Source organism: Cupriavidus necator, from assembly GCF_013141915.1.
GTDB lineage: Bacteria > Pseudomonadota > Gammaproteobacteria > Burkholderiales > Burkholderiaceae > Cupriavidus > Cupriavidus necator_B.
Window position 1 is genome coordinate 50805 of the sequence record NZ_SROX01000009.1, and the last position, 16523, is coordinate 67327.

Annotated in this window: 11 protein-coding genes; 1 reads left to right on the forward strand and 10 read right to left on the reverse strand. The window is 68.3% G+C overall.

From position 1 onward, the window contains the following. Positions 1–9: 9 nt before the first annotated feature. The 9 genes from E5S69_RS17705 to E5S69_RS17745 form a co-directional block, all read right to left on the reverse strand. Entirely contained in the window at positions 10–1326 is a 1317-nt protein-coding gene (locus E5S69_RS17705) for a sigma-54 interaction domain-containing protein (RefSeq protein ID WP_171515953.1), read from the reverse strand. Then, complete coding sequence (locus E5S69_RS17710) at positions 1323–4442, reverse strand: peptidase domain-containing ABC transporter (RefSeq protein ID WP_171515954.1); 3120 nt, start codon at positions 4440–4442, stop codon at positions 1323–1325. Before E5S69_RS17710 ends, E5S69_RS17705 begins: the two co-directional genes overlap by 4 nt. Next, a complete protein-coding gene (locus tag E5S69_RS17715) occupies positions 4423–5175 on the reverse strand; it encodes a peptidylprolyl isomerase (RefSeq protein ID WP_171515955.1) in 753 nt (250 codons plus the stop codon). Before E5S69_RS17715 ends, E5S69_RS17710 begins: the two co-directional genes overlap by 20 nt. A gap of 77 nt (positions 5176–5252) precedes the next feature. Continuing rightward, positions 5253–6635: an HlyD family efflux transporter periplasmic adaptor subunit gene (locus E5S69_RS17720; RefSeq protein ID WP_171515956.1), complete on the reverse strand. Its 1383-nt coding sequence runs from the start codon at positions 6633–6635 to the stop codon at positions 5253–5255. Then, on the reverse strand, positions 6632–9250 hold the full coding sequence (locus E5S69_RS17725; RefSeq protein ID WP_171515957.1) for an FHA domain-containing protein: 2619 nt from the start codon (positions 9248–9250) through the stop codon (positions 6632–6634). The genes E5S69_RS17720 and E5S69_RS17725 overlap by 4 nt, the downstream gene beginning before the upstream one ends. A 206-nt stretch (positions 9251–9456) precedes the next feature. After that, positions 9457–10920, reverse strand: coding sequence for an efflux transporter outer membrane subunit (locus E5S69_RS17730; RefSeq protein WP_171515958.1), 1464 nt, complete (start codon positions 10918–10920; stop codon positions 9457–9459). Between the two features lie 182 nt (positions 10921–11102). Further along, the gene (locus E5S69_RS17735; protein ID WP_171515959.1) at positions 11103–11372 is read right to left on the reverse strand and encodes a hypothetical protein; all 270 of its coding nucleotides are present in this window, start codon (positions 11370–11372) and stop codon (positions 11103–11105) included. Positions 11373–11675: 303 nt separating this feature from the next. Beyond that, complete coding sequence (locus E5S69_RS17740; RefSeq protein WP_171515960.1) at positions 11676–12104, reverse strand: DUF4399 domain-containing protein; 429 nt, start codon at positions 12102–12104, stop codon at positions 11676–11678. Positions 12105–12170: 66 nt separating this feature from the next. After that, complete coding sequence (locus tag E5S69_RS17745; protein WP_171515961.1) at positions 12171–12596, reverse strand: DUF4399 domain-containing protein; 426 nt, start codon at positions 12594–12596, stop codon at positions 12171–12173. A 327-nt stretch (positions 12597–12923) separates the two neighbouring features. Here E5S69_RS17745 and E5S69_RS17750 point away from each other — a divergent pair, with 327 nt between their 5' ends. After that, positions 12924–14117 (forward strand): formylglycine-generating enzyme family protein, encoded by a 1194-nt coding sequence (locus E5S69_RS17750; protein ID WP_423766650.1) that lies wholly within the window; start codon positions 12924–12926, stop codon positions 14115–14117. 44 nt (positions 14118–14161) lie between these two features. On the opposite strand, the gene E5S69_RS17755 is transcribed toward E5S69_RS17750, so the two are convergent. Continuing rightward, positions 14162–16258, reverse strand: a complete 2097-nt coding sequence (locus E5S69_RS17755) for a serine/threonine protein kinase (protein ID WP_171515963.1) — start codon at positions 16256–16258, stop codon at positions 14162–14164. Positions 16259–16523: the final 265 nt, after the last annotated feature.

Here is a 16523-nt window from a genome sequence, read left to right on the forward strand (position 1 = left end):
TCGCGCGCGTTACCCCTTGCCGCCATCCGCCTGCCGGCTGGCGCGGAAGTCCTTGGAATGGATGCCGTGCTTCTTGAGCAGCATCTGCACGTGCGACCGGTTCATGTCGAAGCGCCGCGCCAGTTCGGCAACCGTGCCACCCACCTCCTGCAGTCCGCGCTCGAGGAAGGCGCGCTCGGCCTCGTCGCTGGCCGCGCGCTTGGCCTCGCTCAGCGATGTCGCCATGGCGGCGTCCGCGCCGCACGCACCGTTGCCGACCACGGCTAGCGCGGCGGGCTTCGGACGGATGTCCTGCGGCAAATGCGGCAGGTCGGCGGTATCGCCGGCAAGGCAGCTCAGCCGGTACAGCAGGTTGCGCAGCTCGCGGATATTGCCGGGGTAGTCGTAGTGCAGCAGGAAGTCGCGCAGCCGCGGCGTCAGCCGGACCGGCGCGCGCCTGAGCATGCCGGCGGCCTCGTCGCTGAAGAACGACACCAGCAGCGGGATCTCGTCGCGCCGCTCGCGCAGCGCCGGCAGGCTGACGTGGATCACGCTCAGGCGATAGAACAGGTCCTCGCGGAAGGTGCCGGCCTGGCTCATCCGGCGCAGGTCCTTGTTGGTCGCTGCGACGATGCGCGCGTCGACCGTAATGATCTCGTCCGACCCGACGCGCTGGATTTCGTGCGCCTCCAGCACGCGCAGCAGCTTGACCTGCCCGGTCAGCGGCAGTTCGCCGATCTCGTCGAGGAAGATGGTGCCGGCATGGGCGCTCTCGAACTTGCCGCGCCGGTCGTTGCTGGCGCCCGTGAAGGCGCCCTTCTTGTGGCCGAACAGCTCGGACTCGAGCAGGCTGTCGGGGATGGCGCCGCAGTTGACCGAGATAAACGGCTTGTCGGTGCGCGCGCCATTGGCGTGGATCACCTTGGCCATCAGCTCCTTGCCGGTGCCGCTCTCGCCGTCGATCAGCACCGGCAGGTCGGTGGGCGCGGCCTTCTCGGCGATTTCCAGCGCTTCGAGCAGCCTGGGGTTGTCGCCGAAGGTACCTTCAAAGATAAAGCTGCGCTCCATCAGCGCCTGCCGGCGCTCGCGCGGCAGGCGTTCGACCTCCGGCTGCGGCGGCGCGGCCTCGGCCGACGCCGCCTGCACGAAGCGCTCCTTGTGCGACAGGCCCATCACCTCGTCGCGCAGCGTGGTGGCCTGCTTGAGCAGCTTCTCGATCTCGGGCCGGTCAAGCTTCGACGCCCAGCGCAGGGTCGAGCGCAGGATCTCGATCTTCTCGATCAGGCCGGCGAACGACACCGGCGACGTCACCGAGACGGGGGTGGCACCCTGGTTGTATAGCTTCATGCGGCACTCAGTTGCTTCTGCACCAGTTGGAAATACATGCCCTTGCGTTCGAGCAGCTCATCATGCCGGCCCTGCTCGACGATGGCGCCTTCGTACAGCACCAGGATCTTGTCGGCCTGCATGATGGTGCTGAGCCGGTGCGCGATGATGACCGCGGTGCGCCCGCGCAGGATTTCCTGCATATTGGCCAGGATGTTGCTCTCGGACTGCGTATCCAGCGCCGAGGTGGCTTCATCGAACACCAGCAGGCGCGGGTCGTGGTACAGCGCGCGCGCAATGCACAGCCGCTGGATCTGCCCGCCCGAGAGGCCGATGCCGCGCTCGCCTACCACCTGCTCGTAGCCCAGCGGCAGCTTGCTGATAAAGGCATGCGCGTCGGCCATGCGCGCCACTTCCTCGATGCGGCGCCGGTCCGGGCTGTCGTCGCCGCAGGCGATGTTCTCGGCGATGGTCCCGGAAAACAGCAGGTTGGACTGCATCACGTAACCCACCTGGGCGCGGTAGAACGCCGCGTCGATCACGTTGAGGTCATAGCCGTCCACCGTCATCGAACCCTCGGTGGGCTTGTAGAAGCCCACCAGCAGCTTGGCCAGCGTGGTCTTGCCCGAGCCGCTGCGCCCGACGATGGCGACCATCTCGCCGGGCCGGATGGCGAAGCTGATGTTCTCCAGCACATAAGGCGTGTCTTCACCGCCGTAGCGGAAGTACAGGTCCTTCATCACGATCTCGCCCTGCAAGTCGGGCAGCATCACGCGCGACAGCACGTCCTGCGGCTTCTGCTCCGGTTCCAGGTCGAGCACGTCGCCCAGACGCTCCATCGCCACGCCGGCGTCGTTCAGCTGGCCCCACAGCGCCACCAGCCCCATCAGCGGCGCGAGCACGCTGCCCATGAAGGCATTGAAGGCAATGAGCTGGCCGATGGTCAGCTCGCGCTCCAGCACCAGCGTCGCGCCCACCCACAGCACCGCGATGGTGGTGGCGGCATTGAGCAGCTGGCTGGCCAGGCCGACCAGGATATGGAACGCCTGCGCCTTGTACTGCGCCTCCAGCGCCTTGGTGTACTTGCGCTCCCAGCGCAGCCGCACCGGGCGCTCGATGCCCATGCCCTTGACGGTTTCGGCGCCGCCCAGCGTCTCCATCAGGTAGGCCTTGGCATCGGTCGAGGCGGCGAAGACTTCGCGGGCATAGGCCTTGACCCGGGGCGTCACCACCACCGTCAGCGCGGCGATCGGGATCACGAAGGCGATCAGCAGCAGGGTCAGCTTGACGTTGTAGAGAAACATGATGGTGAAGTAGATAAACACCATCAGCAGGTTCAGCGCCGTGGTCACCGTCGATTCGGTCAGGAAGGCGCGGATGGTCTGGTTCTCCTGGAAGCGCGCGAAGATGTCGCCGGTCTTGCGCTTGGCGAAGAACGATAACGGCAGCGACAGCGTGTGCTTGAAGAAGTGCGACATCATGGCGAAATCCATGTTGCGCACCATGAAGTTGGCGAGGTAAGCGCGGATCGTCGACATCAGCTGCGAGAACACGCTGGAGATGACCAGCCCCGCGATCAGCAGGTGCAGCAGCCCCACGTTCTGGTGCACCACCACGCCGTCCAGGATGTTCTGGATGATCAACGGCGGCACCACGCCCAGCATCTGGATCACGAAGGTCGCCAGGAACAGGTGCGCCAGGATCTTCTTGTACGGCGCCAGATAGCCGATGAAGCGCAGCCATGGCGAGCGCTGCACCGACAGCTGCGTCAGGCTTTCGCCCGGCGAGAACAGCAGGCACGTGCCGCTCCAGCCCCGCTCGAATTCCTCGGCGCTCATCTTGCGGAAGCCGATGGCCGGGTCGGCCACCCACACCCAGCGCGACGAGATGCCGTACACCACCACGTAGTGGTAGCCCTCCCAATGGACGATGAACGGCAGCTCGAAGCCCATCAGCGAATCGCGCGTGCATTGCACCCCGCGCGTGGTGAACCCCAGCGATTCCCCCGCCCGCGCCAGGCTGTCGAGCGTGGCGCCCTGCGTGGTGACATTGGCCAGTTCGCGCAGCTTGCCCAGCGTCATCGGGATGCCGTAGTGCCGGCAGATCATCGCCAGGCAGGCCGCGCCGCAATCCATTTCCTCGGCCTGCTCCACCAGCGCGAAGCGGCGGATCAGCTTCTCGCCCAGCTCGGGCTTGGAGGCCAGGTCGAGCAGCACCGGGCGCTTGCGCCGCTCGGCCAGCTTCTTTTGCCGGTGCAGCTCGCGATCGAGCACCCGGATACGCTCCTCCAGCACCTCGCGCAGGCGCGGATTGCGCTCCAGGATCACCTGCACGGTTTTCTCGGGAATCACCAGCAAGCGCACGTCGGTCTCGGCAAGGGCCGAGGCCAGCTGCTCCTGCCGCATCACGCAGGCGCGCTCGCCGAAGATATCGCCCTGCCCCAGCGTGGCCAGCGGAAACTCGCTGCCCTCTTCGCTGCGCACGATGCGCACGGTGCCCTGGCGCACCACGTACAGGCGCCGGTCCTCGCGGCCATCCTGCTTCAGGATTTCGCGACCGGCCGCCACGCGCTTGACACCGACGCTGCGCACCGCGTCCTCCAGCTCCTGCTTGTCGAGCTTGCCGCGCAGGTCGAACAGCCGCGCGACAAAGCCGCCGGCCGAGCTGATCGCGACATAGCTGGTGATGAAGGCGAGCGCGGCGGGGTTGCCCGCCACCACTGGCTCGCTCACGCTGCGCGGGATCATCAGCAGCTCGGTCTTGCCCGAGGCGCGCACCGACGACTCGTGCCGGTAGTCGCGCAGCAGCGCGATATCGGCAAAGACCTCGCCGGCCTTGCGCACCCCCATGCTGATTTCCTTGCCGTGTTCTTCGTTGAACACGCGCACCGAGCCAGACTTGACGATAAACAGGCCCGGCGCGGTATCGCCGGCATTACAGACGGTGTCGCCAAAACCGAAGCTCAGCACCTGCGCGGCTTCGGCCAGGCGCGCCAGTTCCTCCGGCGTCAGCACCGACAGGATCTCGACGCCGGCCAGGAACGCGGCCAGCGCCGGCCCCGCCTCCGGCTGCTGCGGCGCGGCCGTGGCGGCGCCAGCGCCGGCCGGTCCGGCCTCGCTAGCGGGCTTCGATGACATGTTCCTGCGCCCTCGCCATCAGCCAGTCCTCGCGCAGCAGGCGGCGCACTTCGACCGCCACCTCGCTGTCGAGCGTGGCCGGGTGCTTGCCGCGCACCAGGAAGACCTCGAAGAACGAGCGGTCCGCCGACGGGAACGGCCCCAGCAGGTCGCCCGGCTCGGCGTTGAAAACCTTGGCCTCGATATCGGTCTTGAGCGAGCCGCGCAGCACCTTGCCGATCTCGCCGCCGCGCTCGCGGGTGTCGGCGATGGAGTGCTCGCGCGCCATCTCGGCAAAGGCCTCGGGGTCGTCCTGCAGGTACGAGATCAGCTCCTTGGCCTTGCCCTCGCTGTCGACCACGATATGGCTGACCTCGATGCTGTCGAAGCGTGGCGAGTTCAGCGCAAAGTATTCCTGCACCGCGGCTTCACTGCACACCTGTTCCATCATCCGCTCCTGGTACAGGTTGTCGGTGATAAAGGCCTCGAACTCGTCCAGGCTGACGTTAAGGGCATCCAGGTAGTGGTTCATGTCGGCGGCGCGGTGCAGGCCCTGCACGCGGCGGAACTGGTCAGCGCGTTCCTGGATCTGTTCCGGCGTGACCACCAGCCCCTGTCGCATGGCCGCGTGCACGGTCAGCTTGTCGCGCACGATCTGCTCGACCAGCCCTTCAAACTGCCCGGTCAGCTTGAGCAGGCGCACGAATTCCTCGACACCAAGCACCTCGTCGTCGATACGCACGATGCCAGTCATGTTTGCTACTCCTTTGACGGCCCGGCGCGGCTGCGCGCCCGGCTGTCCAGATGCTGTTGCTGTGTGCCACCGGGGCGCTAGCCGGCCACCTCGCGGAAGGGGTCGAGCCCGAGATCGATCAGGCGCCGCGCGCGCACCACGATCTCCGCGGTGGCGGTCATGCCATAGCGCAGCGGATACTTGTTATCGGCCACGGTGTAATAGTCGCGCGCCAGGCGCACGCGGCCCTCGTAGACCGGCTGCTTGTCCGGCCCGCCCGGCTTGGTCGCGGGCGAGATGAACTCGAGCGTGCCGTCGATGATCCCGTAGCGCTGGTACGGGAACGCGTTGAATTTCAGCTTGACCGGCAAGCCCTCGCGCAGGAAGGCACGGTCGCGCTCGGCAATCACGATCTTCACCACCGGGCGCGCATCCTTGGGCGCAATGCCGCCCAGCGGCGTATTGGCCTGCACCTTGTCGCCGCGCTGGGTCGAGGTGACATCGGTGATCACGCCGGACACCGGCGCCAGGATCAGCAGGAAGTTGTCCTTGTCGATATTCTCGAAGCGGATGCGCGCGGCGGCGTCCGCCACCAGGCGCGCGGTCTGCACTTGCAGGCGCAGCTTGTCCTCGGTATTGGCGATCTCGCGCAGCGCCGCGTCATACTGCACGCGCAGGCCCGCCAGGTCCTGGCCACTGCTTTCCAGCTCGGAACTGGCCTGGGTCAGTTCGCGGCCCAGGCGCGCCTCCAGTTCGGTCAGCCGTGACTGCGCCACGCGCAGGGTGTTCTCCGCGTCCTGCGCCGCCGCGCGCTTGGCGTCGACCTGCGATTGCGACACACCGCCGCCGCCGGGCAGCGCCAGCAAGCGCGCATAGCGGTCCTGTTCCTGGCGCGCGAACTCGCGCGCGCGCCGCGCGTTCTCGAGGTTGCTGCGCGCTTCCTGCAGCTGGGCGCGCTGCTGCTCGGCAAGCCGCGTGGTGCCTTCGGCGATGCGGGTCTCATGCTGGCGCGTGGCCACGTCAATCTGCTGCTTGAGCGCCGCCGCGCGGCGTTCCATCAGCGCCTTCTTGTCCGGGAACTGCTTCCACTCGCGTTCGGAGTCTTCCAGCTTGAGCTGCGCCTCCAGCGCGTTGGCGGCGGCCTCGATCGCGCCACGTGCATTCAGGCGCGCCAGCACATCGTCCTTCGACACGGGCTGCCCTTCGGCCACGTAAAGGTCGGCAAGCTCGCCGTCCACCGGGGCATAGAAGCGCCGCACCTCGGATTCCGGCGCGAGCGTGCCCTGCGCCGTCACGATGACATCGGCATGCCCGACAAACGACCAGACCAGCCCGCACAGCACCAGCGCGAAGGTGGTGACGATGGTCAGCAGGCCCAGGCGCGACGGCTCGGCGCTGAGCAGGCCGATGCCTTCGGCGCCGTGGTCTTCCAGGGCCTCGGACAGTGGCTTCAGGCCGGCGTGGCGGGCATCGTCCTTCATGGTTTCCCCGCCGGACCTGGTGGCGTGGCCGCGGCCGCCGCGGACGATGCCGGCGCCTTGCCGGTGTCTTCACCGCCGATCAACTCGAGCTTGGCCTTGAGCACGGCGGGATCGAGCACCGTGCCCAGTTCGCGCAGCGCGTGCCGCTGCTGGTCGGCCTCGGCGCGTATCTCTTGCTCGACCTTGGCCAGCTGCGCCAGGTCGGCGCTCTCGCCGGCACGCAGTTGCGTGAAGATCCGCATGCCCTGGCGCGCGTCGTCCTGTGCCTGCGACAGCAGCCGCGCCTGCGCGCGGAACCTGGGCGAGATGCCGGGCTCGAGCCGCTGCTCGCCGCCGATCACGCCGTTGGCGCGATACTGCTTCCACGCCGCGACCGCGCTCGCCATCAGCTCGCGCGCGCGACGCAGGGCACTGTCGCGCACGCCGTTGACATCGGCCTCGACCGCCTTGGCAAAATAGCCGTCTTCGTCCGCATCGAGCATCGCGTAGAAATCCAGCAGCCGGTCCTCGTAGCCACGGCTGCCGCGCGCGGACTGCAACGCCGCGTACTGCGCCGCGACCTTCTGCTTGTGCGCCATGTCGCGTGCCAGGTCGTCGGCCCACGGCCCGCCACGAATCTGCCCGAGCGCGGCAAGCGCGGCGCTGCTGTCGCCCTGCTGCCAGGCGCGGGCCGCACCGGCATACTGGCGCGCCAGCTCCGGCGGCGGCAGGCGCGCGGCCAGGCTGGCAAGCTGCGCCTGGAACGGCGGCGTGGCCAGACGGCTGTCGGCCAGCCGGGCCACCAGCTGCCCCGGCCGGCGCGCACGCAATGCCTGCATCAGGCTGGTATAGCGATCCAGGTCCGACTGCACGCGCTCCAAACCCGCCAGGCGTGGATACTTGTCGCGGTATTCGGCCAGTACCGGCTGCAAGGCCTCGGGGCGATCGCGGCCCAGTTCGGCAGTGATGGTGGCATTGAGCCGGTCGATTGCCGCCAGATAGACCGAGGCGTCGTTCTGCAGCCGGCGCACATCGCTGAGCGCATCGGCATACAGGTCGCGGAACGCCGGCACCTCGCCCGCAATGCGCCCGAGTGCGCGCTGGTGTGCCGCGGTGTCCTGGTTCCAGTACGCCAGCAGCGCGCGGATCGGCGCCTCGTCGGTGTAGAGACGGATCGGCGCATCGGCGCCGCGCGGCGCGGTGAAGCGTTCCAGCCTGCCGATCCAGTCGAGTTCGGCCACCAGCGGCCGCGCCTCCGCGTTGTGCGCGCCCAGCGTGCGCATCCGCGCAAGCACGGCAGCGGCTGCAGCCATGTCGCCGGCCTTCAGCCTGGCGGCGAAATCGGGCACATACGCCCGCAACAAGGCTTCGGTGCCAAGCGCCTGGACCCGGATATCGTCGGGATGTCGCGCCAGATAGCTGTCGGCCGCCTGCGCCGCGCCCGCGTGGTCGCCGGCGGCGAACCGTGACTGCACCGCGCGCTCAGGCGCGCCACGCCAGTAGAGCGCCGCGCCCGCGACCACCGCGAGCAGCAGCAACGCTCCTCCCCAGCGCGCCGCGCGCCGTGTGCGCGCCGTGTCGTCGAGCCCGAACAGACGCGCGCCTTCCGCCACCAGCAGCGCGCCGCGGCCGCGCCGGCGCCCCTGCGTGCCGTCTTGCGCAGCGGTGGCAGCGGCGGCCAGGGCTTCGGCCTCGGCGTTGACCTCATCCTCCTGACGGGCGGCGTAGTCGACGCAGAAGATGTCGAGGAAGGAATCGGGCGCGCCGACAAAGGTGGTGCGGTCACCGTCATCGCGGGCGCCTGGCGTGGCGGGGTCGGACGCGGCCGGCGTGTCCGCCGCGGCGACGGGCTCCAGCAGCGAGCGCGTCGCGGTGGCATCGCCATCGCCGGCGTAGCGGAGCTGCGCCTGGTAGACAAAGTGGTTGCCGCCAAACGCGATCCGGTCGCCATCGTCCAGCGGCACGCCGTGGTCGGCCAGCCGCTTGCCGTTGACGAAGGTGCCATTGGTGCTGCCGAGATCCTCGACGAAGGGGATGCCCCCCTTGAGATACACATGCGCATGGCGCCGTGACAGGTAGTTGACCTGTTGCGGATAGCTGTCGCGAAAGCGCGCGAAGGCATCGTCGCCCTTGCTGATCAGGTATGGGAACTGATCCACGTGCAGCGGTTGCAGGCCGACGTCATGGCGCTCCGGCACCAGCGTCAGCGCCACGCGTGGCGGCTCCGGCTGCGGCGCGCGCGGCGACAGCCGCACCCGGAAGGACAGCGCCGGCCCGAAGGCCACTTCATCGCCATCGCGGAGCCGCGCGGGCTGGCGCGCTACCGTGGCGCCGTTGACACGCGTGCCGTTCTTGCTGCCGAGGTCGGCCACATAGACCGCGCCATGCTCGGTAAAAATGCGCGCATGGCGCCGCGACAGCGGCGCAGCCAGCGCTTCCGGATAGGCGGCGAACGGCAGCTCGCTGCGGCCGACGGCGAAGAGCGCTTCGTCGATGCGGATCTCGCCAAGCTCGGGGCGTGCCACGGACGCCAGGAATACATCGAATTCCTGCGCCGCGTCCTGCGCGAGTTCCCGTGCGAATCCCTGGGCCATTTTCACCGGCATTTCCATGATCAGTGCTTCGTCAGGAGCCATGTTTCCAGCGAGCCAACAGCGCGGCTGCCGCGGCGGCGGGCCAGGGGGGATGAAGCGACTAAGAACATAGTAGGCGACGGCTTAGGCTAGTCAATCGAGCGCGGCACGCGGGGTTGGGCTCGCAGCGTCATTGTCGCGAGGCAAGCGCCTCGCGCGGGGCGGCACGCCGCGCAAAGTCGCCCGAGGCGCGGCATCGCTGGCACCACTTATTGGGGCGGATTCAGGGCGGTGTTGCGCACATCCGCCGCGGGCCAGCCTCCGCCCAGCGCCTTGTAGAGCGTGATGGTGTCGCCCAGGATCTGTTGGTGGACCGCCAACAACTGCAGCTGCGCCGCCAGCAGCGAGCGCTCGGTTTCGAACACTTCGAGCTGCGAGACCACGCCTTCCTTCAGTTGCGCCTCGATCTGCGCGGACACGACGCGCAGCTGCTCCACCTGCTGCTGCAATTCGATGCGCTGCTTCTTGTGGGCGTCGACGTTGACCAGCGCGGTCTCGACTTCTTCAAACGCGGTCATTACCGTGCGTCCATATTCGTTTTCCGCCACGCCCACCTGCGCTTCGGTAGTCTTCACCCGCGCCCGCACCCCCGGGTCCAGCATCGGCAGGTTGATGCTTGGCATGAAGCCGAAGGTGAAGGACTTGAGCAGGTCGCTCAAGGCAAAGCTGGCGGTGCCGCCGCGCGCGGTCAGGCTGATGCTGGGCAATTGCGCCAGGCGGGCCTGGCCGACGATGTTGTAGGCGGCGAGCACGCGGTACTCCGCCGCCACCACATCCGGGCGCCGCGCCAGCAACTGCGACGGCAGCCCCGCCGGCACCGCGGGCGGCTGCACGCGGTCCTGCAGGCGTCCTGCCGGTACCTTGAGATTGCCGGCGGGCACGCCCACCAGCGTCGCCAGCGCGTTCTCCGCCACGTCGCGCGAACGGCGCAGCTCGAGCAGGTCCTTGTTCAGCCGATTGATTTCCGCCTGCTGCTGCATCACGCGGATCTTCGGCACGAGCCCGTTCTGGTACATCGCCTGGTAGGTGGACAGGATCTGCCCGTTCTTGGCCACGGTGCGCGACTGCTGCTCGATCTGCTCGTCAAACTGCAGGATCTGGAAGTAAGTGGTGGAGACATTGGCCACCAGCGTCAGGTAGCCGGCGCGCCAGTCCGCCTCGGTGGCACGGAACTCGGCGGCCTGCGCCTGCACGCCCTTCTCGACCTTGCCCCAGATATCGATGTCCCAGTTCAGCTGGGCCCCGGCGTTATAGGTCCAGGTGGACTTCTGCCCGGTGCTTTTCTCGAAGCTCGCGCCGGCGCCGACATCGATCACCGGCAGCCCGCCGGCGCGGGCCTCGCTGATCTGTGCGTTGGCCACGCGAATGCGCGCCGCCAGCACCTTGATGTCGTAGTTGCCGGCCAGCGCGCGTTCGACCAGCTGGTTCAGGTACGGGTCCTTGAAGCCCAGCCACCAGTTGGGCTGCACCGCTTCGGCTGGCGATACCGTGATCGATTCCTGGCGCGACCATTCGGCCTTGGCCGGCGTCTCGGGACGCTGGTACACCGGCGGGCGGAAGTCGGCACAGCCCGCCAGCATGGCCAGGCCTGCCGCCAGCGCGGCAAACCAGGCGGCACGGCGCGGCACGCGGGTCACCGCAAGCACGGACGGGGGATGGGGGCACTCGGGCACGGTGATTTCCTGCGTGCGACGGCGGTGGCCGGCATGGCTTTGCGTCTTGCCGTTGCCGCGTGGCCGCCGCGTCTGTCTGTATTGTGGTGCGCGCGGGCGCTCGCTCCAACCCCGACAAGAACGGGGTCAGTCAAAACGCCGCGGGGACGCCCCCGCGGCGCAGCGCCATCTCAAGCATCCTCTCAACGAGAGATATTGTTGCTGGCGTTCTGGTTGGTATCCACATGCGAACGGACCTGGTCGAGGAAGGCCGAGCCATTGCCGTTCAGGTTGGTCACGGACTGCATCTGCGCGATCTCCTGCACGGCGGTGATGCTCTTGTCGAACGACAGGTTCAGCGGCTGGAACACAGTCACGAACGGCAGCAGCGCGCGGCCGCCGCGAACGGCTTGCATGCCCTTGCGGTCCAGGGTTTCGGCGGTGGTCAGGTCGGTGAGGGTCAGCGTGGTCATGATGGTCTCCGGTAGAGGAAGGTATTGCCTGGGGTTTCGGGTTCGAGCATCGGGTAGATGTCGCGCTCCGGAGGGACAAACGCAGGGACTGTGCCAGGGCGCCTGCAAGACGGGTCGCGATGGTGGAAGTGCCTGTAAACACGGGGGTTTTTCGCTGTCGGCGCGTGGCCGGAGACAGCTGCGCCAGGATGAAGGCAGTGCGAGGTGGCGGGAGACCGCCAACAGATCGCAGGGGTGTTGTTGGGACCCGGCCAACAACCGGGCGCGATCCCTGTGCGGTCGCTGAGCCGGCGCCCCGGATATCTACTTCACGTAGATCGTGATTCGCTTCGAATACACCGGCGGGTTGGTCGGTATGTGCTTGTCGTCTCCCATCAGCAGCTGCAGCGTATGCTTGCCCGGCGCCAGTTCGATCGCGGTCTCGGTCTCTCCCGCGCCGAAATGCAGGTGGTTGCGGTCGTTGGGAATCTCCTTGTCCATCGGCGGCAAGTCCACGTCGATCAGCAAATGATGGTGACCGGTATTGGGAAACTTCACGTCCTTGGGCGCCACCCCCATGTTGCGCAGCCCGAACCACACCTTGAACGGCTTGCCGGCCGGCAAGGTCTGCCCGTCATTGGGCCAGCCGATGTACAGATAGGCATTGGCTGGCGCGGGCGTGGATCCGCCCTGCACCCATGCGGACAGCAACAGGCTGACGGCGAAGACAGCCGCGGCAAGTAGTCGGGACATGGCGCTCTCCCCTGGTTGATCGGCCTCGGCCGGCGTGCGCGGCGCACGCGGCGCCGCGATTTGCCGCTATTTCACCGTCACCGTGATCTTCTTCGAATAAATCGGCGGCTCGAACGGCACATGCCTGGCGTCGCCTATCAGCAATTGCAGCGTGTGCTTGCCGGGCGGCAGCTCGATGCGCGCGTCGGTCTCGCCCGCGCCGAAGTGCAGGTGGTTCTTGTCCGAAGGGATTTCCTTGTCGAGCGGCGGCAGCTCGGTATCGATCAGCAGGTGATGGTGCCCGCAGCGCGGCGATTCGACGCCCTTGGGGCAGACGCCCATATTGCGCAGGCCCATGCGCACCCAGAACTTGCCGCCACCAATGACAGCGCCGTCGTACGGCCAGATGATATAGACCTCGGCATTGGGCGGCGCTGCCGTCGACAACGACAGCGAAGGCGCGGCGGCCAGCGTGGCAGCCGCCACCAGGCGGAGCAGGAATCGTCTGGACATACGCGTCGCCTCCCGGAGATCTATCCCGAAACCCGATCACGTTGTCCCGAAAGCCCCTTCTTGTTGCTTGTTGGTCAGCGCTCGGCGATTCGTCATTCAGGTTAGGACGCAAGCCCGGAAAATGCGACCCCGGCGTGCCGCAACCGCGTGGCGATGCCCCGCCGCGGACACACGCGCTGTGCTATCTTGAAGCAAGCCGGTCGACGTCCCGGCAACACCACAATGCGCCCGACGCATGCCATCGCGTACCGGCATGCAGCGCAAGCGCGGCGGCTCCAGCGAGGTGTGAAGATGTGGCGCAACCTACCAGTCGTACGCGTGGCTGCGATGATCCCGATAGCCGCCACGGCAGCGCTCCTCGCCACTGCGATACCCGTGGCCGCGGCTGGTGAATCGCCGCAAGCCTGGCCGCTGCTGCTGGCCGGCATCCTGCCCAAGAACACCGACGAGCAGTATGAGCTGAGCTTCTGGGAATCGATCAAGAACAGCAATTACGCCGCCGACTACGAGGCCTACCTGAAGCAGTACCCCAACGGACGTTTCGCCGGGCTGGCCAAGGCGAGGCTGGAGCGCCTGGCGGCCAGCGCCCCTGCCCCGAAGGCGCAGCCGCCAGCGCCGGCGCCAGCGCCAGCGCCGCCGCCACGCGCCGGCGCGACCGCCAGCGGGCAAGTCTCGCGTTCCCCGCCGCCTGCAGCGGCCCCGGCGCCACCGGCCCCGGCCGCGGCTGCGCGGCCGTCCGCGCCAGCGGCCGCAGCGCCTCGCACCGGCACTGCAGGCGAAGGCGTGGCCGGCACCACGCTGCGCACCGCCGAGATCCGCGATTGTCCGGCTTGCCCGGCGCTGGTCACGGTGCCGGCCGGCAGCTTCACCATGGGCAGCAGCGCCAGTGATCCGGCCGAAAAGCCGCCGCATCACGTCGCCATCGCCCAGCCCTTTGCCATTGGCCGTTATGAAGTCACGGTAGAACAATGGAACGCCTGCGCCGACGCCGGCGGCTGCCAGCGCATTCCCACTGCCGCCGACAGCGCAAAGAACGCGCCGGTGCGCGACGTCAGCTGGGACGACGCGCAGCAGTATGTGGCCTGGCTCAGCAAGACCACCGGCAAGAGCTACCGGCTGCCCACCGAGGCGGAATGGGAGTACGCGGCGCGCGGCGGCAGCGCCACCGCTTACTGGTGGGGCGACCAGATGCGCAAGGGCAATGCCAACTGCAAGGACTGCGGCGATCCGTGGAACCAGGACGCGCCGGCGCCGGTGGGCTCGTTCGCACCCAATCCCTACGGCCTGCATGACGTCAACGGCAGCGTGTGGGAATGGGTGGCCGATTGCTGGCACAGCTCCTACAAGGGCGCGCCCCCCGACGGGCGCGCATGGAACGAGAACGCCTGCGGTGCGCGCGTGATCCGTGGCGGCTCGTGGCGCGAAGGAGCCAGCTACATGGTGTCGTCGACGCGCTTCAAGTACAGCCCCAGTGTGCGGCAATCACAGAACGGCTTTCGCGTGGCGCGCGACATGAAGTGAACCGGCGGCTGGCGGCGTAAAGCGCAAGCCGGTCCGGACCGCCCTCAGCGCGCGCGCGTGGAAATCTGCACCAGGTCCGCGCTGATGCGGTCCCGGCCATAAGTGCGCGCCATCTGCGCCAGCGGTTTTTCCAGCGCGCGCAGGTACGCCTGCCGCGACTCCACCTCGGCACGGCGCGACGCGAACAGCGGCGCCGGCGTGGTCAGCAGCACCACCAGTTCGTTGCCAAAGGGCGCCGAGACGATCCAGTCGCCACTGTCGCCGATCGAGGCGTTATACGCAGGCGGCGCCTGGTGCGCCGGAATGCGCTGGCTCGGCACCATATGCGCCACCTTGCCGTCTGCCGCGAAATAGTCGACGTAAACGTAGGAATCCTGCGCCGGCGTGCGCAGCTCGAGCACCATTGGCGCGCCCTCGGTCAATTGCGTGCCCTTGCCGCGCAACTGCAGCGATGACGCCGTCGCGCCCTGCCGCAGGCCCGACCAGTACGGCGCGATCAGCGCGGCCACCTCGCATTTGTCGGCAGCCAGCGGCTGGGCCTCCACCACTACCTCCCGCAGCGCCTTGGCCCCCGGCAAGCCGCCGAGCTGTTCGCGCAGGCGCGCGGCACCCACGCTCTCGGCCAGGTAGCCGTGCACGTGCAGCGTCTGCCCCTGTCGCGCGGCCGCAAGGAGCGAGCAAGGCACCGCCGCCAGCAGCTTGCCGACCTCGGCCATCGATAACTCCGCCGCAGCGGCTGCTGCAGGCGCGGGAGGCGCTGCGGGGGCAGGCACGGGCTCGGCTGGCGCCGCGGGCGCCGGCGCGGCGGCGCTCACCGGCGGGGTCGCGCGGGAAGCCGCGGCGGGGGCTTCGGCCTGGCGCTGCGAATGCCAGGCGTAGTAGCCGAGTGCGGCCACGCCTGCCAGCACGGCCAGCGCGCCGCCCGCCATCAGCGGCTCGGCGCGGCGCGCGGGCGCGGCCGGCGCCGCGCTCATGCCCTGCAGGAAGCGCGCGACCGTCGGCGTGCGCGTCTCGCGGTCAAGCGAAAGTGCCTCGCGCAGGGTCTTCCATTGCGTGCGGCCCAGCTGCGCCAGCGGCGCCGGCTTGAGCCCGGCTTCGCGCGCCTGGTTGGCCGAGAGCCGCTGGTAGGGATGCTTGCCGCTCAGCAGCTCGTAGGTCACGCAGGCCAGCGCATAGATGTCGTCGCGGGGGTCGGGCTCGCGATGCTCGAACATCTCCGGGCTCGCATACGCCGGCGTCATGCCGCCCAGCGAACCGGGATCGAATACCGTGCGGTCGGATTCGTCGGCCGGCGGCAGGAAGCCGCGCGCGATGCCGAAGTCGATCACCTTGACCTCGCCGTTGTCGGTCAGGAAGACATTGGCGGGCTTGAAATCGCAATGCACGAAGCCGCGCTCGTGCGCATACGCCAGCGCATTGCCCATGCCGTGGATGATGGGCATGGCGCGCGCCATCGGCATGCCGGCGAAGCCCGGGGCCTTGAGCACATGGTTGAGCGACGAGCCCGACAGGTACTCCATGGTGAGAAAGACTACCGGCCCGTCGCGGTCGAAGTCATAGACCGTGACGATGTTGCGGTGGGCCAGCGTCTGCGCCTTGCGCGCCTCGCGCTGCAGCGCCATCAGCGACTTGGGATGGCCGCTGAACTGCAGGTTCAGCACCTTGATGGCGATATACGGCCTGCGGTCCGAGGCCTCCAGCTTGCGCAGGTCGAGCGCCTTGTAGACCGTGCCCATGCCGCCCACGCCCAGGCATTCCTCCAGCACGAAGCGCCCATTCAGCGTATCGCCCACGCCCTTGGTGGCCGGCGTCTGCGGCAGCGTGCCGGCTTCGGGCGAGGCGGCATACATCGAGCCGGTTTCGGTCCCGGCCAGGCGCGTGGCGTCGGGGGCGCCTTCACCAACGCTATCGTATTGCGTGGCGCCGCGGCGCTCGATGCGGCGCATGACTTCGGCATAGACCGCGGGCGGAAACGGAAAGCGCGTATTTTCCTCGATCACGACACGTGCAGCCTGGCTGGGCGTGGTGGGGTCTTGCGCCAGGGCCGTTTCGAACGACGCGACAAACTCGTCGTCGGAGAGACCGCCGTTCTGGAACTTGCGGATCAGGTCTTTGAGACTGGCCACGGGATGCCCCGACATGGTTGCTGGCAGGACGCGTCCCACCCTGCGGATATGCCCTCTCTTCGATGGATACTAGTGCGCACCCAAGGCATGCGCAAACCGCGCGCGGCCACCGTGCAGCGCCGCGCCCGTGCGGCCCGGCCGCGCCGCTGCCACTGCGGTGCGCGCCTGTCGCGGCGGCGCCAACACCGGCGCCGCGCCTGTTGGCCGCGGCCCGTCATTCGCGGCCCGCATGCGCGCCGGATGGCCGTGCGCCCAGGCCAACATCGAGACTGAATCCCCC